This window comes from Pseudomonas sp. HB05 (assembly GCF_016756915.1).
Classification (GTDB): Bacteria; Pseudomonadota; Gammaproteobacteria; order Pseudomonadales; family Pseudomonadaceae; genus Aquipseudomonas; species Aquipseudomonas alvandae.
In genome coordinates this window covers 19,870-35,005 of record NZ_JAESPG010000016.1, presented here as the reverse complement: position 1 = coordinate 35,005, position 15,136 = coordinate 19,870, and the positions used below count along the sequence as shown (strand labels likewise).

The window sequence follows — 15,136 nt, the reverse complement described above, 5'->3', positions numbered from 1 at the left end:
CTCGCAAAAGGTCAAATCCGAAGAACCGACGAGCTTACACCATGATGGACGGCTTTGGGCCTCCCCCGCCCGATGAAAAAAAACATTTGACCAAGGAGAACGATCATTCTACTTTTAGGCCCATGAACGAAATCAATAGCAGTGAAACACGAGACATCATCCTCGATGTCGCCGAAAAACTGATCTACAAAAGTGGCATCGCTGCCACCGGCATGGATCTCCTGGTGAAAACCGCCGGCGTCTCCAGGAAAAGTATCTATCGCTACTTCGCCAACAAGGACGATCTGGTCGTTGCTGCGCTCAAGCGCCGGGACGAACGCTGGATGCAATGGTTCAGCGGCGAAGTGGACAAGGCGCCGACCCCGCTCGCACGGCTGCTCAACCTGTTCCCTGTGCTCAAGGGCTGGTTCGAGAGCGAAGGCTTCCGCGGCTGTGCGTTCATCAATACCAGCGGCGAAACCGGCGACCCCCGGGATCCGGTTCGCCAGGTGGCGAAAATGCACAAGCAGAAGTTGCTCGACTACGTGACCGGCCTGTGTGTCGAGCAAGGCATCGAGCGGCCGGAGCAGCTGGCTCGGCAGGTGCTCATTCTGATCGACGGCGCCATCACCCTCGCGCTGGTCATGGGCGATCACGACGCTGCCGATCAGGCCCAAGACGTATTGAAGACCCTGCTGGCCATTGAATAAGCAACACGCGTACCTGCAAGACCGCCTGTTATTTATGCACTCATCATCTGGAGATTTGCCATGTCGTCCTCTGCCGAAGTTCGTCCACCGCTGCCGCCGTTCACCCGTGAAACAGCCATCGAGAAAGTTCGCCTGGCCGAAGACGGCTGGAACTCTCGCGATCCGCAGAAAGTTTCGCTGGCCTATACCCTCGATACCCAATGGCGCAACCGCGCCGAATTCGCCCATAGCCGGGAAGAAGCCAAGGCTTTCCTGACTCGCAAGTGGGCCAAGGAACTGGATTACCGGCTGATCAAGGAACTCTGGGCCTTCACCGACAACCGCATTGCCGTGCGTTACGCCTATGAATGGCACGACGATTCGGGCAACTGGTTCCGTTCCTATGGCAATGAGAATTGGGAGTTCAACAACGAGGGGCTGATGTCCAACCGCTACGCCTGCATCAACGACATGCCGATCAAGGAAAGCGAACGTAAATTCCACTGGCCGCTGGGCCGTCGGCCAGACGATCACCCGGGGCTTTCCGATCTGGGGCTGTAATACCCAAACCTGGACTGACCCCAACCTGTGGGAGCGAGCTTGCTCGCGATGAGCTGGCAGTCGACACCTCTGTTGACTGGCCGGCCGCCATCGTCGGAACGCCGCCCGGAGCAAGCTCGCTCCCACACTGTTTTTTGTCAGTCTTTGGTTCGATTCAGCAAAAACTCCAGCAACGTTCCAGCGCAGGCCTCGATACTTCCGTCCACGATCAGTTCGTAACCGTGGGTATTTTCCGTCGGGATCGCAATGCAGCCGCCTTGGGCCGACACCCCACTGCTCATGATCGCACTGGCATCGCTGGCGAAATCCGCCAGCAGCGCGAATTGCGGCGTCAGCCCGCAGCGCCTGCCGGCCTGGTACAACTGGTCGACGATCCCACGGTGGTAGCAGCCGTTTTTATCGCCGGTGTTGATGATCGGATCGACGCCCAGGCGGGTGGCGTATTCCGCGACCACGGGGCCGACCTCAACGGCAACCGTCGCATCCCCTGGCAGGTGGCTGGCGGCGTAGAGCGCGCCGGCATTGGATTCCTCTTCTTGCGTGGTGAACACGAAATACACGTCGTGCGTGAGCGCCTCGCGGCGGCTGCCCAATAACGTGGCGGCCTGGAGGCTGGCGACCATGGGCGCGCGGTCATCGAGGAAATGCGCGGCGATGGCATCGCCGACCCGAAACGGGCGCCGCCAGTGCTGGCTCAAGACCACTCGCGTGCCGGGGCGTACGCCATGGGTTTGCAACTGTTCACCGGAGCATCGGGTGATCACATGCACATCGCCCCAATTGACGTTCCCCGACAGCACATCCGCCCCCTGATGGGTTTCACCAGTGCTGTGCATCGATCCGAATGACAACACACCGGGGATGAAGTCCCGGTCACCGAGAATGTCCACCGGGCACACCCCGAAGTTGATCGGATTGGCGCCGCCCAATGAGACCACCCGCAACGTGCCGTCGGGCTCGATACGCTTGACCAGCATGGCGATTTCGTCCAGGTGCGCCATGATCCGGACCGGCGAATTCGTTTCAGCGCCTGACAGGTTTCCCTTGATCAGGCCGATGACATTGCCGGCCGGATCGACCCAGGTTTCGTCGCAGTGCGGCTCCAGCTCCCGCAGGCAGATATCGCGCACTTCGTGCTCCTGCCCGCCGGGCCCGCGGGCCATCAGCAGCTCTTCCAGCAGCGGTAAGGTGGACGGATTGGATTGCATCGAAGGGAGTCTCCTTTTCCAGGTGCGACCTGCTGACGAAGCGGGCCGCGACGTGTTTGTCTTCTTGAACACGGCTGGCGCTGAAAAATTTGATCGGATCCTGGCGAAACTGACGAGCGGGCCTTGCCGGCGCGCGGACAGGCGGCCCGTTCGAAGGGTTGACCGACGCGCCGCCAGGCATCACATTGCCTGGGTCGCCCCTACGCCAAAAGGCGGTTTTGCTGTGTCGCAGATCTCGTGGAGCCCATGACCGCGTCGATTCCGATCCGTCCCCCCTGCCCGCCTGGCGTGTGTGATTGCGGGCGTGATGCATTGCTGCAAACGCCTGGCAGCGATTTGCGCATCCTTTGCCTGAATCGCCAGGAGGAGAAGCGCCTGCTTGAGCGTTTGGAGAATATCCAGAGCCTGGACGAGCTCGAACGGTTGCAGCAGCGGCTGTTCGAGAACCTGGGCGTGCGGGTGACGATCGAGCCGGGTCATAACGAGGTTCGCACCATGCGCGGTATTGCCATTGAATTTCAGGAGCAGCCAGGGCTGTGCCGCAAGATTCGCCAGTCGATTCCGGCTGCGATTCGGCGAGGGCTGGAGAAGCGGCCTGAAATTGCCTGGCGGCTGTTGGATTCCCGGGATCTGTTTGGTGGGGGTTGATGGGGTTTTTCCATACCTTCGTCCATACCTTCGTATAGTCCCCTCACACCCACGCATGCCCGCACTGACCCTATGTAGAAGTGCCCCGCCTCTCTCCACCACCTACCATCTCCCACAGCGAACCGAAGCTGAATACGCCTGGCGATTCCAAACGCCAGGCCAAGCCCTTCCGCTCGTTCGCCACACGGTCACGCTGAAACAAACAATTCAACGTATCGATTTCGTCTTTGGGAGCACATCATGAAACAGCACATCTTGATCGTCGGCGCCGGTTTTGGCGGGGTATGGAGCGCACTCAGCGCCGCTCGCCTGCTCGACCAGCATGATCGCAACGATGTACAGATCAGCGTCCTGGCGCCCCAGGCGGAGTTGCGCATCCGCCCGCGTTTCTATGAGCCCGACGTCCATACCATGATGGCGCCCTTGGGCGAATTGTTCGATGCGGTCGGCGTGAACTTCATCCACGGTGTCGCCGAAAGCATCGACGTAAACCGCAAACAAGTCGGCTACCGCGACGTTTTCGGCAGCCTCGCCACGCAAAGCTACGACCGGCTGGTACTCGCGGCGGGCAGCAAGCTGATGCGCCCGGAGCTGGAAGGCATGCTGGAACACGCGTTCGACGTCGATGAGATCGAACAGGCTGCGCGCCTGGAAGCCCATCTCAAATCCCTCGCAACCCTGCCCGACAGCCCCGCTCGCAACACCGTGGTGGTGGCCGGCGGTGGCTTCACCGGGATCGAAACCGCCACCGAAATGCCCGCCCGCCTGCGCGCCGTTCTCGGCAGCGATGCCAACATCCGCGTGATCGTCGTCGACCGTGGACCGTCAATCGGTGCCGCGCTGGGCGAAGGGATCAGCCCTTCGATCATCGAAGCCTCCGATCAGCTGGGTATCGAGTGGATCCTCAATGCCTCGGTCGAATCGGTGGATGCCAGCGGTGTCACCCTATCGGACGGCCAGCGCATCGAATCCAGGACCGTGATCTGGACGGTCGGTTTTCGCGCAAGCCCACTGACCGAACAAATACCTGGAACCCACGATCGCCAGGGCCGATTGCATGTCGACGGGCATCTGAAAGTCCTGGGACAAAACGACGTCTACGCCACCGGCGACGTGGCCTATGCCGCGACCGACGACCTCGGCAATTACGCGGTCATGTCTTGCCAGCACGCCATCGCCCTGGGCCGCTACGCGGGCAACAACGTTGCCGCCGACCTGCTCGGCGTCGCGCCGATGACCTACAGCCAACCCAAGTACGTGACGTGCCTGGATCTCGGCGCCTGGGGCGCGGTGTACACCGAAGGCTGGGATCGCCAAGTGAAGTTGCTCGGCCAGGAAGCCAAGGAGCTCAAGCACCAGATCAACTCGGTGTGGATCTATCCGCCCGCCGCCGACCGCGCAACCGCCTTGGCGGCGGCTGACCCCTCCATCCCGGTGGCCTGATCCTCATATCCAGACGCGCCCTACTCCGGCCAGTCCCTCCTTCTGTGCCGGTTTTTCCCAGACGCCTGCCAAGGATTTTTCGGCGGGCGTTTTTTCTGCCCGCTCGACAAGCCAGCCTGGATATCGCCACTGCCCAGCAAAATCCGTTGCAACCCCCGTCGCCCCGCACCGGCGGCTCACGGTAAGGTAGGCGAAACCATCCGGATCGAGGTGTGCCGTGGCGTCCTATTCCCTGCGTCAGTTGAAGTATTTCGTCACCACCGTGGAATGTGGCAGCGTCGCCGAAGCCTCCCGCAAGCTGTACATCGCCCAGCCGTCGATTGCCACGGCGGTCAAGGGCCTGGAAGACAGTTTCGGCGTGCAATTGTTGATCCGCCATCACGCCCAGGGCGTCTCGCTGACCCCGGCCGGTGCGCGTTTCTATCGCAAGGCCCAGGAGCTGTTGCGCATGGCCCGGGAGTTCGAGCAGAACGCATTGGCCGACAACGACGTGGTCAGTGGACAGATCGACATCGGTTGCTTCGAAACCGTCGCCCCGCTCTACCTGCCACGGCTGATCGCGGGTTTTCGCGAGCGCTTTCCCGGCGTGGAGATCCGCGTGCAGGACGGCGAGCAGCAGGAGCTGGTCCAGGGCCTGACCGGTGGGCGTTTCGACCTGGCGATTTTTTATGAGCACGACCTCGACAGCACGATAGAAACCGAAGCGCTGACGGCGCCGCAACGGCCTTATGCATTGCTGCCGGCGGATCACCGCTTCGCCAATCAATCGCAGGTATCGCTGCGCGACCTGGTGCTTGAACCGATGATCCTGTTGGACGTCCAGCCCAGCCGTACCTATTTCGTCAGCATTTTCGAGGAGCTGGGCCTGACGCCGAACATCGTCTTCAGCTCGCCTTCCATCGAGATGGTGCGCGGCATGGTCGGCCAGGGATTTGGCTTTGCCGTGCTGGTGACCCGCCCGCAATCGACCTGCACCTACGACGGACAGCACGTGGTATGCGTGAGTATCGCCGAGGACGTGACGGGTTCGGCACTGGTGGCCGGTTGGCTCAAGCGCGCGCACCTGACCAAGCCGGCGCAGTTGTTCGTGGATTATTGCAAGGAGCAGTTCAGGGAGTGGTTGGCGTAGACCGGCGAGCCTGATACCCCGTGGCGAGGGAGCTTGCTCCCGCTGGGCCGGTCCGACGCCTCGGGCGCAGCAGCCCCAAAAACCTGACGCGGTCCACCTGCTACACCACGATCACAGGGTAAAGGGGGCGCTTCGCACCCCAGCGGGAGCAAGCTCCCTCGCCACAAGAGCGGTTCGATATCAGGTTGGATACTAGCGAGCCGCCCAGGCGTTGAAACGCTGCTCCAGCTCCTCGCCGTGATCGACCCAGAACTCCGCGTCTACGGCTTGCGCCTGCGCCAGGTTGGCCTCGGCGGTGGGCAGTTGCTCACGGACTTCAGCGGGCAACAGGCCCAGCGTCTGGCGATGCACCGGTCCGTACGGGATGTTCTCCGAGAAGACTTTCTGCGTCTGCGGCTGGCTGGCAAAGGCGATGAACTTTTCGGCCAGGGCCTTGTTAGGCGTGCCTTTGACCACCGCCCAATACTCCGGGTCATACAGGCTCTGCGGCCAGACGATGCTCAGTTTCATGCCTTCCTTCTGCGCCGAGGCGATGCGACCGTTGTAGGCGGCACTCATCGCCACGTCCCCGGCCACCAGCCATTGCGCCGGCTGGGCGCCTGCCTCCCACCACTGGATGTTCGGCTTGATCTGGTCCAGCTTGGCAAATGCCCGTGTGACGCCCTCCGGTGTGTTCAATACCTTGTACACGTCCTCGGTCTTGACGCCATCCGCCAGCAAGGCGATTTCCAGGGTGTACTTGGCGCCCTTGCGCAAACCGCGCTTGCCCGGGTACGCCTTCACGTTCCAGAAATCCGCCCAGGACGTCGGCGCCTTCGCAAGTTTGCTCTGGTCATACGCCAGGACCATCGACCAGACGTACGTCGCCACGCCGCACTCGGTGAGCGCTCCCGGAACGAAATCCCCGGGTTTGCCGATGACCGTCGGGTCGAGTCTTTCGAACAAGCCTTCTTCACAACCGCGCAGCAGCTCGGGACTTTCCACCTCGACCACGTCCCAACTGGTGTGCCCGGCCGCGACCATCGCCTTGATTTTCGACAGCTCGCCGTTGTATTCGCCGGCCACGATGTTTCCCGCACCGCTGGCGTTGAAGGGTTGGAAGTAGGCCTTGTCCTGGGCCAACTTGGTGGCGCCGCCGAATGAAATCACGGTCAGGCTTTGTGGCGCGGCCAGGACGCTGGTGCTCAGCAACGCCAGGGCACACGCAATGTTGCAACGCAAGGATCTGGACATGAAGCGGTTCCTCGAAAATGCCGGCTCGCCCGCACGAGTCGGCGACGGGACTCAAAAGTGACCGTAGGCGCGGGCGGCGTGGTCTACAGCGATTACAAAACTGTTCATCCTGGGTCCCGTCCATCGGGCTCGCTCAGGTGAATCGCCAGGCGATCCATCAACCGATCGCAGGCGGCCATTTGCTCGACACTCACGTACTCGTCGGGCTTGTGACCCTGGTCCATGCTGCCGGGACCGCAGACCACCGACGGGATGCCGGCCTGATGGAACAGCCCGCCTTCGGTGCCAAACGCCACGGTGCCGAAGGCATCGCTGCCACAGAGTCGGGCAACCAGGCGCGCGGCTTCGCTGTCCGCCGAGGTCGCCAGGCCGGGATAGGCCGACAAAGGCTCGAAACGGATCGCGGTGTCGGCGTGAACCGCCCGCATCCTTGGCAGCAGCGCCTGTTCGGCGTAGTCCTGCAATTTCTCCACCACCCGCTGCGGGGCGAAATCCGGCAAGGCGCGTACCTCGAAGTCGAAGCGGCAATCGGCGGGGACGATGTTCAGTGCCGTGCCGCCCTGGATCACGCCGGCCTGCACCGTCGAATAGGCCGGGTCGAAACGCACGTCGTGCTGCGAAGGCTCGGCCAGCTCGGCGCCGATCTCACCCAGCTGGCCGATCAGGCGCGCCGCCTGCTCGATGGCATTGACCCCGTAGGGCGCGTAGGCGGAATGGCAAGGCGCGCCCTTGACATGGCAACGCATCGCCAATTTGCCCTTGTGGCCCAGCACCGGTTGCAACTCGGTGGGTTCGCCGATCAGGCACAAGGCCGGTTGCGGAACCCGTTGCGGCAGGATTTCCAGCAGACTGCGCACACCCAGGCAACCGACTTCTTCGTCATAGGAAAAGGCCAGGTGCACCGGACGCCGCAGCGGGCTGGCGAGAAAAGTCGGCACCGCCGCGAGCACGCAAGCCAGGTAGCCTTTCATGTCCGCCGTACCGCGCCCGAACAACTTGCCGTCCCGCTCGCTCAACCGGAACGGCTCGACCGTCCAGGCTTGCCCATCCACCGGCACCACATCGGTATGCCCGGACAGCACCACGCCACCCGGCACCGACGGGCCGATGCTCGCCAGCAGGTTGGCCTTGGTGTGCTCGGCGTTGTAGATCAGCTCGCTGCTCACGCCCAGCCCTAGCAGGTAATCGCGGACGAACTCGATCAGTGCCAGGTTCGAATCGCGGCTGACCGTGGCAAAGCCCACCAGTTCGGCGAGCAGTGCGCGGCTGCGCAGCTCACTCATCGCCCGGCACTCCATAGCTGGGCGCCTGGGTTGGATCAAGGGCGCGGGTCAGGTAGTCCTGCAACTGCGGCTGATAGGCGAGCCAGAGCTTCTCCAGTTCGCCGATGGGGTTTTCCTCCGCCCAATCCACCCGCAGATCGACAATTGGCCAGGTCAGGTCATCCACCACTGACAACGCCGCCGAATGCACCGCCCCGGCTTCGCCACCGGCGGCCTGTCCCGCCTGCAATGCGCCCAACAGCCGGGACGCAAGACTGCCCTCGCCCTGCTCGAATGCCGCGACCATGGCGGCGATGACCCCATCGCCCGCTAGCAGATTGCCGGCCGCCACACACTGCTCACCGACCACGGCGCCGTTGACGCCCAGCGCATGGCGACCACTGAAAACCGCCGTGCGCCCCTGGGCATCCACCACGGCGACCTGGCGATACTCGCTGTAGCCGTTACGCGCCAGGGCACGGTCCAGCGCCTCCTGCGCCCTCGAACCGGCCGCCAATTCGTCGAGGATCTGCGGACCCAGCGCAGGCAATGTGATGTTCTGGCTCGACACCGCGCCCACCCCGGCCCGCAGCCACGGGCAACGGGCGCCGACGGCAATGCTCGAAGAGCTGATGGCGATGCCCAACTGGCCGGTTTCGGCGCAGCGTCCGACGATGGAAAACGTCATGTCGTACTCCTTATTCGGGGATGACCGCGATCACATCGATTTCCATCAGCCACTGCGGCTGGCCGAGGGCGCTGACCACCAGCCCGGTGGAAATCGGGAACACGCCCTTGAGCCATTTGCCGACCTCTTGGTACACCGGTTCGCGGTAACGCGGGTCGATCAGGTAGGTGGTGGTCTTGACGATGTGGCTCAGGTCGCTACCGGCTTCTTCCAGCAATTGCTTGACGTTGCGCATGGCCTGCTCGGCCTGGGCACGCGGGTCGCCGAGGCCGACCAACTGGCCGTCGAAATCGGTGCCGACCTGTCCACGGACGTACACGGTATTGCCCGCGCGCACGGCCTGGCAGAGGTCGTTGTCCAGGGTCTGGTTCGGGTAGGTGTCCTTGGTGTTGAACATGCGGATGCGAGTATGAGTAGGCATCAACGAACTCCCGTCAGGCTGGTTTTCAAAGGTTGCGAATCGCGTTGGGATGCATCGCGGTAGTCGAAGTACGTGCGTTGTTTGACGATGTGGTCGGTGATGTGCCGGGCGTCGTGCCACACGCCCCAGATGAACGCCGAGCCGCGCCGCGACAGCCATGGCAGGCCGACGAAATAGAGGCCCGGCTCGCTACTGACGCCGCGCTGATGGCGAGGCTTGCCGTCGGCTTTCAACACATCGACGTTCAGCCAGCTGTAATCCACCGAATACCCGGTGGCCCAGATGATGGTCGTGACGCCCGCCTCGGCCAGGTCCAGCTTCTGGATCGGATGGGTCATGCATTCAGGGTCGGGCAACAACCGGCGCGCCTCGGGTTCGGGCGGCAGGTCCAGGCCATTGCGCTCGATATAGGCATCGGCGGCGTCGAGCAAGGCCAGGTAGTTTTCATCGCCACGGGCGATATTCTCGGCGAGGTTGGACTCGAAACTCACCACGCTGCCGTTGAAGGCCCGCGTCAGGCCCACCAGCGTGATGCCTTCGTGGGCCAGCCGACGAAAATCCACGGTATGGCCGCCCCGCGCCCCGCTCACGGCGATGGTCACGTGCTCCTTACCCGGCTTGACGGCTTCGGCATCCCACTCGCCCAACACCCCCAGCCACCAGCAGAAATCCCGGTTGCGATAGGCCCGTGGCGGACGATCGTGAGCGCCGACAGAGAGATAGACCTGCCTGCCGGCGCGCTGCAGTTCATCGGCGATCTGCACCCCCGACGACCCCGCGCCGACCACCAGCACGGCGCCTTCGGCCAACTGCGCGGGGTTGCGGTATTGCGCGGAATGAATCTGGGTGACCGTTGCCATTTCAGGCGCGATGGGCGGGATGACGGGGCGTTGGAAGGGCCCGGTGGCGACTACCACATTGGTGGCTTCGATCAGGCCGTCCGACGTATCAACGGTGAAACCCGGGCGACCGACAGTGCGCTCGACCTTGCGCACCTCCACCCCGGTGCGAATCGGCGCATTGAATTTGCGGGCATAGGCTTCGAAGTACTCGGCCACCTGGTCCTTGGAGGCAAAGGCATCGGGATCCAGGCCGGCGAATTCGAGGCCCGGAAAGCGGTCATGCCAGGCCGGGCCGTTGGCGACCAGCGAATCCCAGCGCGCCGTGCGCCAGGCCTCGGCGATGCGGTTGCGCTCGACCACCAGGTGCGGCACGCCTTGGCGGCTCAAATGTTCACTCATGGCGACGCCGGCCTGGCCGGCGCCTATTACAAGCGTATCGATGCGTAGGGTTTCAACGGGCATGTCTGGGCACTTCCGGCAGTGGGTTTGGCTCAGGTCGGCGCGGTGCCGCCTCGGGTATCTTTTCTTGTTGTTCTGCGATTGCAGCTATCGAAATGAGCTGTCGAGGCGATTGTGTTGGCAGGCAGGAATTTGCGAAACGAGGCTTTTTATTGCGGCTGGGAAGGAAAAAACTGCTCGGCAAGGCGTTGCGCCAACCGAGGGCAATCCAAGGTCAAGAAGTACCGAAAAGGTGCGTTCAGCCCGGCCGGGCCGGGAACGCCTTGAGCTCGAGTTTCTCCATCACCAACCCGATGAATGCCGAGACCGCCAAGGGCAGTTGCCGTCGGCTGGGGTAAAGCACGTTCAGGCCGAAACCGCTTCGTTGGTACTGCGGCAGCACGCGCACCAGCCGGCCGGCTTCGAGGTCCATGGCGCTCAGCGCCGACGGCAGCACGGCGATGCCCAGGCCCGCTACCGCTGCCTTGCGCAATGCCTGGGCGGTATTGGCGTTGAAGCGGCTGGGTATCTGCACTTCCACTTCATGGCCATCCGGACCGATGAGCTGCCACTGGCTCAGCCCACTGGGATGGGGAAAATTCACGCTGTAGTGCCGAGCCAGGTCATCCAGCGACGTCGGCATGCCCCACGCAGCGATGTAGGCCGGGCTGGCGACCATGCCGTCGCTGGCATTGCTCAGCAGTTGCCGACCCACGTACCCCGAGTCCTGCAGCACACCGCCTCGAAACGCGACATCAATGCGATCGGCAATCAAGTCGACACGGGCATCGCTGAGCACGAAATCGAGTTGCACCCGCGGATGCGCGGCGAGGAAGTCGGCAATCCATTCCATCGGGAAGAAGTCGAAGAAATCCGCCATCGCGGCGATCCGCACCAGGCCGGCTGGTTCGTCACTGCCGTGCATCAGTGCCTGGCCCGCATCCATCAAGCCGTCTACCGCGCCCACGCAACGCTCATAGAACCCCTCGCCCACATGGGTCAACGTGAGCTTGCGCGTCGACCGTTGCAGCAACCGCGTCCCCAACTGCGCTTCCAGCTGCTGGACGCGCCGGCTGACGGTGTTCGAAGGCATGCCCAGCCGCCTGGCCGCTTCGGCAAAACTGCCGCTGCGCACCACTTGGACAAAAAGCGCCACGTCGTTCAGATCCAGCATCGGCATTCCTTCGTTTTCTGGATGAGTTCAATCCGATTGTATCGGCTAATCAAGCCATTGGAAGCGGCTTACGCTTTCCCCATCGACGCCAACGTGCTTCAGAACTCCGAGGTCTTTCATGAACAGCATCGTCGCGACGCCACAGCGCGCCATCGTCCACCGTACCCGCGGCAACAGCCATGGGCCTATCACTCGGCTCATGAGCCCCGGCGATCTCGGCCAACTGTGCAAACCTTTCGTGTTTCTCGACCTGTTCGAATTAAACGCCAAGGGCATGCCACGCGGCTTCGGCATGCACCCTCATTCCGGGATCGCAACACTGACCTACATGATCGAGGGCGAAGTGGCCTATGAGGACACCACCGGCAAATCCGGCACGCTACCGAGTGGCGGCATGGAGTGGATGCAAGCCGGTAACGGCGTCTGGCATGACGCCCGGCCCGTTGGCGGCTCCGCCATACGCGGTTTCCAGCTCTGGGTAGCGTTGCCGCCGGCCCAGGAGAATGCCCCGGCCCACAGCGTTTATCTCGCGCCCTCCGAGATTCCTCGGGAAGGTCCGGCGCTGGTCCTGCTTGGCCAATACGGCGCCGCGCGCAGCAGCGTTGCCGCGCCCGCCGGCATGAACTACCTGGCCGTGCAGCTCAAGGACAAGGAGCGCTGGCGCTACACACCGCCGGCCGGACACGACGTTGCGTGGCTGGCCGTCAACAGCGGCAGCCTCGACGCGGACGCAAATATCACTGCTGGGGAAATGGTGATCTTCCAGGACTCCGCCGCAGCCATCGACATCGTTGCCCGGGGCGCGACCTCCTTCGTGCTCGGTTCGGCGGTCAAGCATCCCCACGACCTGGTGATGGGTCACTACTCAGTCCACACCAGCGAGGCCGCACTGGAACAGGGCGAAAGCGAAATCCGCCGCATCGGCGCCCAGTTGAAACAACAAGGGCGGCTGGCCTAGCCGTCCCTCGATACCCCTTTTCAATCCTGATAATCAAAGGTGCCTCATGAGCCACATCGGTCTTGATCTTCTGCTTTCCCGCGTCCAAGTCGGCACGCTGTCCTTGAAAAACCGCATGGTCATGGCGCCCATGACCCGCAGCCGCGCAGGCGACGGCGATGTCGCGACGCCGCTCATGGCCGAGTACTACAGCCAGCGGGCCAGCGCCGGGCTCATTGTTACCGAAGGCTCGCAGGTTTCGGCCCAAGGCAAGGGTTATCTGCGCACCCCCGGGATTTTCACCAGCCAGCAAGTCGCCGGCTGGAAACAGGTGACCGACGCTGTTCACGCCCAAGGTGGGCAAATCTACTTGCAACTCTGGCACGTGGGCCGGTTGTCCCACTCCCTGGTCCAGGCTGACGGCGCCCTGCCCGTGGCCCCGTCGGCGATCAAGGCCGACGGTGAAATCTATACCGCCGAAGGCCTCAAGCCCTATGAACTGCCACGGGCATTGGCGCTGGATGAAATCCCTGGGGTGATCGACGATTTCCGCCAGGCCGCCCTCAACGCCAAGCTCGCCGGTTTCGACGGCGTGGAAATCCACGGCGCCAACGGCTACCTGATCGACCAGTTCCTGCGTGACGGCACCAACCAGCGCACCGATGCCTACGGTGGCTCGATCGAAAACCGCGCGCGCTTTCTCAAGGAAGTGGTCGAGTCGGTGATCGAAGTCTTCGGCGCCAGCCGCGTTGGCGTTCGCCTGTCGCCGATCTTCAGCTATTTCTCGATGAGCGACAGCCATCCCCAGGCAACTTTCGACTACACGGCCCGGATGCTCAGCCGCTATGGCCTGGCGTACCTGCACATCGTGGAACTGGGCGAAGGCCCGTTCGATTTCCTCGAACTCAAGCGGCGCTTTGGCGGCCCGTACATCGCCAACGGCGGCTACAGCGCTGAACGTGCGGGCATGGCGATCAGCCAGGGCTCGGCGGACTTGGTGGCGTTTGGCACACCGTTCCTGGCGAATCCGGACCTGGTGGAGCGTTTCAGGTTGGGTGAGGCGTTGAATGCGGCAGATCCAGCCACGTTCTATCAGGGCGAAGAAGCGGGTTATACGGATTATCCGAGCCTGCCCACGCAATAAAGGCAGGCACACAGCGGGGCGCATGGAAGCGCTCCATTGCTCGCCACCTTACGTTGTACAGAACTGCGAAATACTTATACAAAACACTTTATCTCGTACAACTCATGCAGTACGCTCCGAATACTTGTACAGGAATACCACCATGTACAACTTTCGGAGCCTGACATGTCTGCCTTTCTCAAGGGTTTCGCCCACGCGTTCGCCGAACTGGACGCCAGCCGTCTGGCCGAACTCGACAGGCTCTACAGCGACGATGTGCTCTTCCAAGACCCATTGCACCGGGTAGAAGGGCTGCCGGCCTTGCGCGATTACTTCGCCCAGCTCTACGCCAACGTCCGCGACGTGCATTACGACTTTCATGGCTACGATGAAACCGCCACCGGCGAGGGCTACCTGCGCTGGACGCTGCGCTTTCGTCACCCGCGCCTGAACGGCGGTGCACCGATCGAATTGGCAGGCTGCAGCTACTTGCGCTGGAACGATCGGGTCTATCTGCATCGGGATTTCTTCGACGCCGGCGCCCTGCTCTACGAGCACTTGCCTCTCTTCGGGCCGCTCATTCGCTGGCTCAAGCGGAGGCTGGCATGAGCCGCATCTGGCTGACCGGTGCCAGCAGCGGAATCGGCGCCGAGCTGGCCGCGGTGCTGCTTGGACAGGGTCATCACCTGGCATTGAGCGCGCGGCAAATCGGCCCACTGCAAGCCTTGGCTGAACGCTATCCAAACCAGGTATTGGTGCTGCCGGGGGACCTCAGCGATCCCGCGCAGGTGTCCTGCATTATCCAGCGCATCGACGTCGAATGGGCCGCCCTCGATCAGGTGATTCTCAACGCTGGCACCTGCGAATACCTGGAACCGGGGCAGTTCGACACACGCCTGGTGGAGCGCGTACTCGACACCAACCTGCTCGGCACCTGCCATTGCCTGGAAGCGGTCTTGCCCCTGTTGCGCCGAGGCCAAGCGCCGCATCTGGTCGCCGTGTGCAGCGCGGTGACCTGGCTGGCCCTGCCCCGGGCCGGTGCCTACGGCGCATCCAAGGCCGCGTTGCGTTACCTGCTCGAGTCATTGCGCATCGACCTGGCTGCCGAAGGCATCGACGTCACCCTGGTGAGCCCCGGTTTTGTCGATACGCCCCTGACCCGGCGCAATGACTTCCCGATGCCCCAGATCTGGTCGGCACAACGGGCCGCGCAGCACATCGCGCGACGCCTGGGCGCGCGCCCGCTGGATATCGCGTTTCCGTGGGCCTTCATTTTTGTCATGCGGTTGCTCGGGCACCTGCCTGCGCGCTGGCGCCTTGCGCTTGGCCGTCGTCTTTCACGTAACGCGGAAAGGACTTGA

Annotated in this window: 16 protein-coding genes; 9 read left to right on the top strand and 7 right to left on the bottom strand. The window is 62.9% G+C overall.

What is annotated here, in order from left to right; genetic code table 11:
* Positions 1-122 precede the first annotated feature (122 nt).
* Together JMN22_RS15125 and JMN22_RS15120 are read left to right on the top strand one after the other, a co-directional pair.
* The gene (locus JMN22_RS15125; protein ID WP_030138843.1) at positions 123-689 is read left to right on the top strand and encodes a TetR/AcrR family transcriptional regulator; all 567 of its coding nucleotides are present in this window, start codon (positions 123-125) and stop codon (positions 687-689) included.
* A gap of 60 nt (positions 690-749) precedes the next feature.
* Positions 750-1,229, top strand: a complete 480-nt coding sequence (locus JMN22_RS15120) for a nuclear transport factor 2 family protein (RefSeq protein ID WP_030138842.1) — start codon at positions 750-752, stop codon at positions 1,227-1,229.
* Positions 1,230-1,366: 137 nt separating this feature from the next.
* Here JMN22_RS15120 and JMN22_RS15115 read toward each other — a convergent pair whose 3' ends face one another.
* The gene (locus JMN22_RS15115; protein WP_198796516.1) at positions 1,367-2,437 is read right to left on the bottom strand and encodes a M42 family metallopeptidase; all 1,071 of its coding nucleotides are present in this window, start codon (positions 2,435-2,437) and stop codon (positions 1,367-1,369) included.
* 246 nt (positions 2,438-2,683) lie between these two features.
* Here JMN22_RS15115 and JMN22_RS15110 point away from each other — a divergent pair, with 246 nt between their 5' ends.
* The 3 genes from JMN22_RS15110 to JMN22_RS15100 all read left to right on the top strand — a co-directional run bounded on the left by JMN22_RS15110 (position 2,684) and on the right by JMN22_RS15100 (position 5,657).
* Positions 2,684-3,085, top strand: coding sequence for a hypothetical protein (locus tag JMN22_RS15110; RefSeq protein WP_030138840.1), 402 nt, complete (start codon positions 2,684-2,686; stop codon positions 3,083-3,085).
* A gap of 240 nt (positions 3,086-3,325) precedes the next feature.
* Positions 3,326-4,528, top strand: coding sequence for an NAD(P)/FAD-dependent oxidoreductase (locus tag JMN22_RS15105; RefSeq protein WP_198796517.1), 1,203 nt, complete (start codon positions 3,326-3,328; stop codon positions 4,526-4,528).
* A 217-nt stretch (positions 4,529-4,745) separates the two neighbouring features.
* Entirely contained in the window at positions 4,746-5,657 is a 912-nt protein-coding gene (locus tag JMN22_RS15100; RefSeq protein WP_198796518.1) for a LysR substrate-binding domain-containing protein, read from the top strand.
* A 192-nt stretch (positions 5,658-5,849) separates the two neighbouring features.
* On the opposite strand, the gene JMN22_RS15095 is transcribed toward JMN22_RS15100, so the two are convergent.
* The 6 genes from JMN22_RS15095 to JMN22_RS15070 form a co-directional block, all read right to left on the bottom strand.
* Positions 5,850-6,890 carry an ABC transporter substrate-binding protein gene (locus tag JMN22_RS15095; protein ID WP_198796519.1) on the bottom strand — a complete coding sequence of 347 codons (1,041 nt, stop codon included), beginning with the start codon at positions 6,888-6,890 and terminating at the stop codon, positions 5,850-5,852.
* Positions 6,891-6,994: 104 nt separating this feature from the next.
* Entirely contained in the window at positions 6,995-8,173 is a 1,179-nt protein-coding gene (gene argE / locus JMN22_RS15090) for an acetylornithine deacetylase (protein WP_198796520.1), read from the bottom strand.
* Positions 8,166-8,840, bottom strand: coding sequence for a DUF1028 domain-containing protein (locus JMN22_RS15085; RefSeq protein WP_198796521.1), 675 nt, complete (start codon positions 8,838-8,840; stop codon positions 8,166-8,168). Before JMN22_RS15085 ends, argE begins: the two co-directional genes overlap by 8 nt.
* A gap of 10 nt (positions 8,841-8,850) precedes the next feature.
* Positions 8,851-9,261, bottom strand: a complete 411-nt coding sequence (locus JMN22_RS15080; RefSeq protein WP_003182257.1) for a RidA family protein — start codon at positions 9,259-9,261, stop codon at positions 8,851-8,853.
* Positions 9,261-10,565 carry a flavin-containing monooxygenase gene (locus JMN22_RS15075; RefSeq protein ID WP_198796522.1) on the bottom strand — a complete coding sequence of 435 codons (1,305 nt, stop codon included), beginning with the start codon at positions 10,563-10,565 and terminating at the stop codon, positions 9,261-9,263. Before JMN22_RS15075 ends, JMN22_RS15080 begins: the two co-directional genes overlap by 1 nt.
* A gap of 235 nt (positions 10,566-10,800) precedes the next feature.
* Positions 10,801-11,715, bottom strand: coding sequence for a LysR family transcriptional regulator (locus JMN22_RS15070; RefSeq protein WP_198796523.1), 915 nt, complete (start codon positions 11,713-11,715; stop codon positions 10,801-10,803).
* Between the two features lie 118 nt (positions 11,716-11,833).
* On the opposite strand from JMN22_RS15070, the gene JMN22_RS15065 reads away from it, so the two are divergent.
* The 4 genes from JMN22_RS15065 (at position 11,834) to JMN22_RS15050 (ending at position 15,136) form a co-directional block, all read left to right on the top strand.
* On the top strand, positions 11,834-12,673 hold the full coding sequence (locus JMN22_RS15065; RefSeq protein WP_030138832.1) for a pirin family protein: 840 nt from the start codon (positions 11,834-11,836) through the stop codon (positions 12,671-12,673).
* Positions 12,674-12,719: 46 nt separating this feature from the next.
* Positions 12,720-13,796, top strand: coding sequence for an alkene reductase (locus tag JMN22_RS15060; protein ID WP_198796524.1), 1,077 nt, complete (start codon positions 12,720-12,722; stop codon positions 13,794-13,796).
* Positions 13,797-13,961: 165 nt separating this feature from the next.
* Positions 13,962-14,384 (top strand): nuclear transport factor 2 family protein, encoded by a 423-nt coding sequence (locus JMN22_RS15055; RefSeq protein ID WP_181289580.1) that lies wholly within the window; start codon positions 13,962-13,964, stop codon positions 14,382-14,384.
* Positions 14,381-15,136, top strand: coding sequence for an SDR family NAD(P)-dependent oxidoreductase (locus JMN22_RS15050; RefSeq protein ID WP_198796525.1), 756 nt, complete (start codon positions 14,381-14,383; stop codon positions 15,134-15,136). Before JMN22_RS15055 ends, JMN22_RS15050 begins: the two co-directional genes overlap by 4 nt.

Coding starts and splice junctions, on each gene's coding strand:
- JMN22_RS15120 (WP_030138842.1), top strand. CDS start 750: ATGTCGTCCTCTGCCGAAGTTCGTCCACCGCTGCCGCCGTTCACCCGT.
- JMN22_RS15080 (WP_003182257.1), bottom strand. CDS start 9,261: ATGCCTACTCATACTCGCATCCGCATGTTCAACACCAAGGACACCTAC.
- JMN22_RS15110 (WP_030138840.1), top strand. CDS start 2,684: ATGACCGCGTCGATTCCGATCCGTCCCCCCTGCCCGCCTGGCGTGTGT.
- JMN22_RS15115 (WP_198796516.1), bottom strand. CDS start 2,437: ATGCAATCCAATCCGTCCACCTTACCGCTGCTGGAAGAGCTGCTGATG.
- JMN22_RS15095 (WP_198796519.1), bottom strand. CDS start 6,890: ATGTCCAGATCCTTGCGTTGCAACATTGCGTGTGCCCTGGCGTTGCTG.
- JMN22_RS15065 (WP_030138832.1), top strand. CDS start 11,834: ATGAACAGCATCGTCGCGACGCCACAGCGCGCCATCGTCCACCGTACC.
- JMN22_RS15075 (WP_198796522.1), bottom strand. CDS start 10,565: ATGCCCGTTGAAACCCTACGCATCGATACGCTTGTAATAGGCGCCGGC.
- JMN22_RS15060 (WP_198796524.1), top strand. CDS start 12,720: ATGAGCCACATCGGTCTTGATCTTCTGCTTTCCCGCGTCCAAGTCGGC.
- JMN22_RS15105 (WP_198796517.1), top strand. CDS start 3,326: ATGAAACAGCACATCTTGATCGTCGGCGCCGGTTTTGGCGGGGTATGG.
- JMN22_RS15125 (WP_030138843.1), top strand. CDS start 123: ATGAACGAAATCAATAGCAGTGAAACACGAGACATCATCCTCGATGTC.
- argE (WP_198796520.1), bottom strand. CDS start 8,173: ATGAGTGAGCTGCGCAGCCGCGCACTGCTCGCCGAACTGGTGGGCTTT.
- JMN22_RS15070 (WP_198796523.1), bottom strand. CDS start 11,715: ATGCTGGATCTGAACGACGTGGCGCTTTTTGTCCAAGTGGTGCGCAGC.
- JMN22_RS15055 (WP_181289580.1), top strand. CDS start 13,962: ATGTCTGCCTTTCTCAAGGGTTTCGCCCACGCGTTCGCCGAACTGGAC.
- JMN22_RS15085 (WP_198796521.1), bottom strand. CDS start 8,840: ATGACGTTTTCCATCGTCGGACGCTGCGCCGAAACCGGCCAGTTGGGC.
- JMN22_RS15050 (WP_198796525.1), top strand. CDS start 14,381: ATGAGCCGCATCTGGCTGACCGGTGCCAGCAGCGGAATCGGCGCCGAG.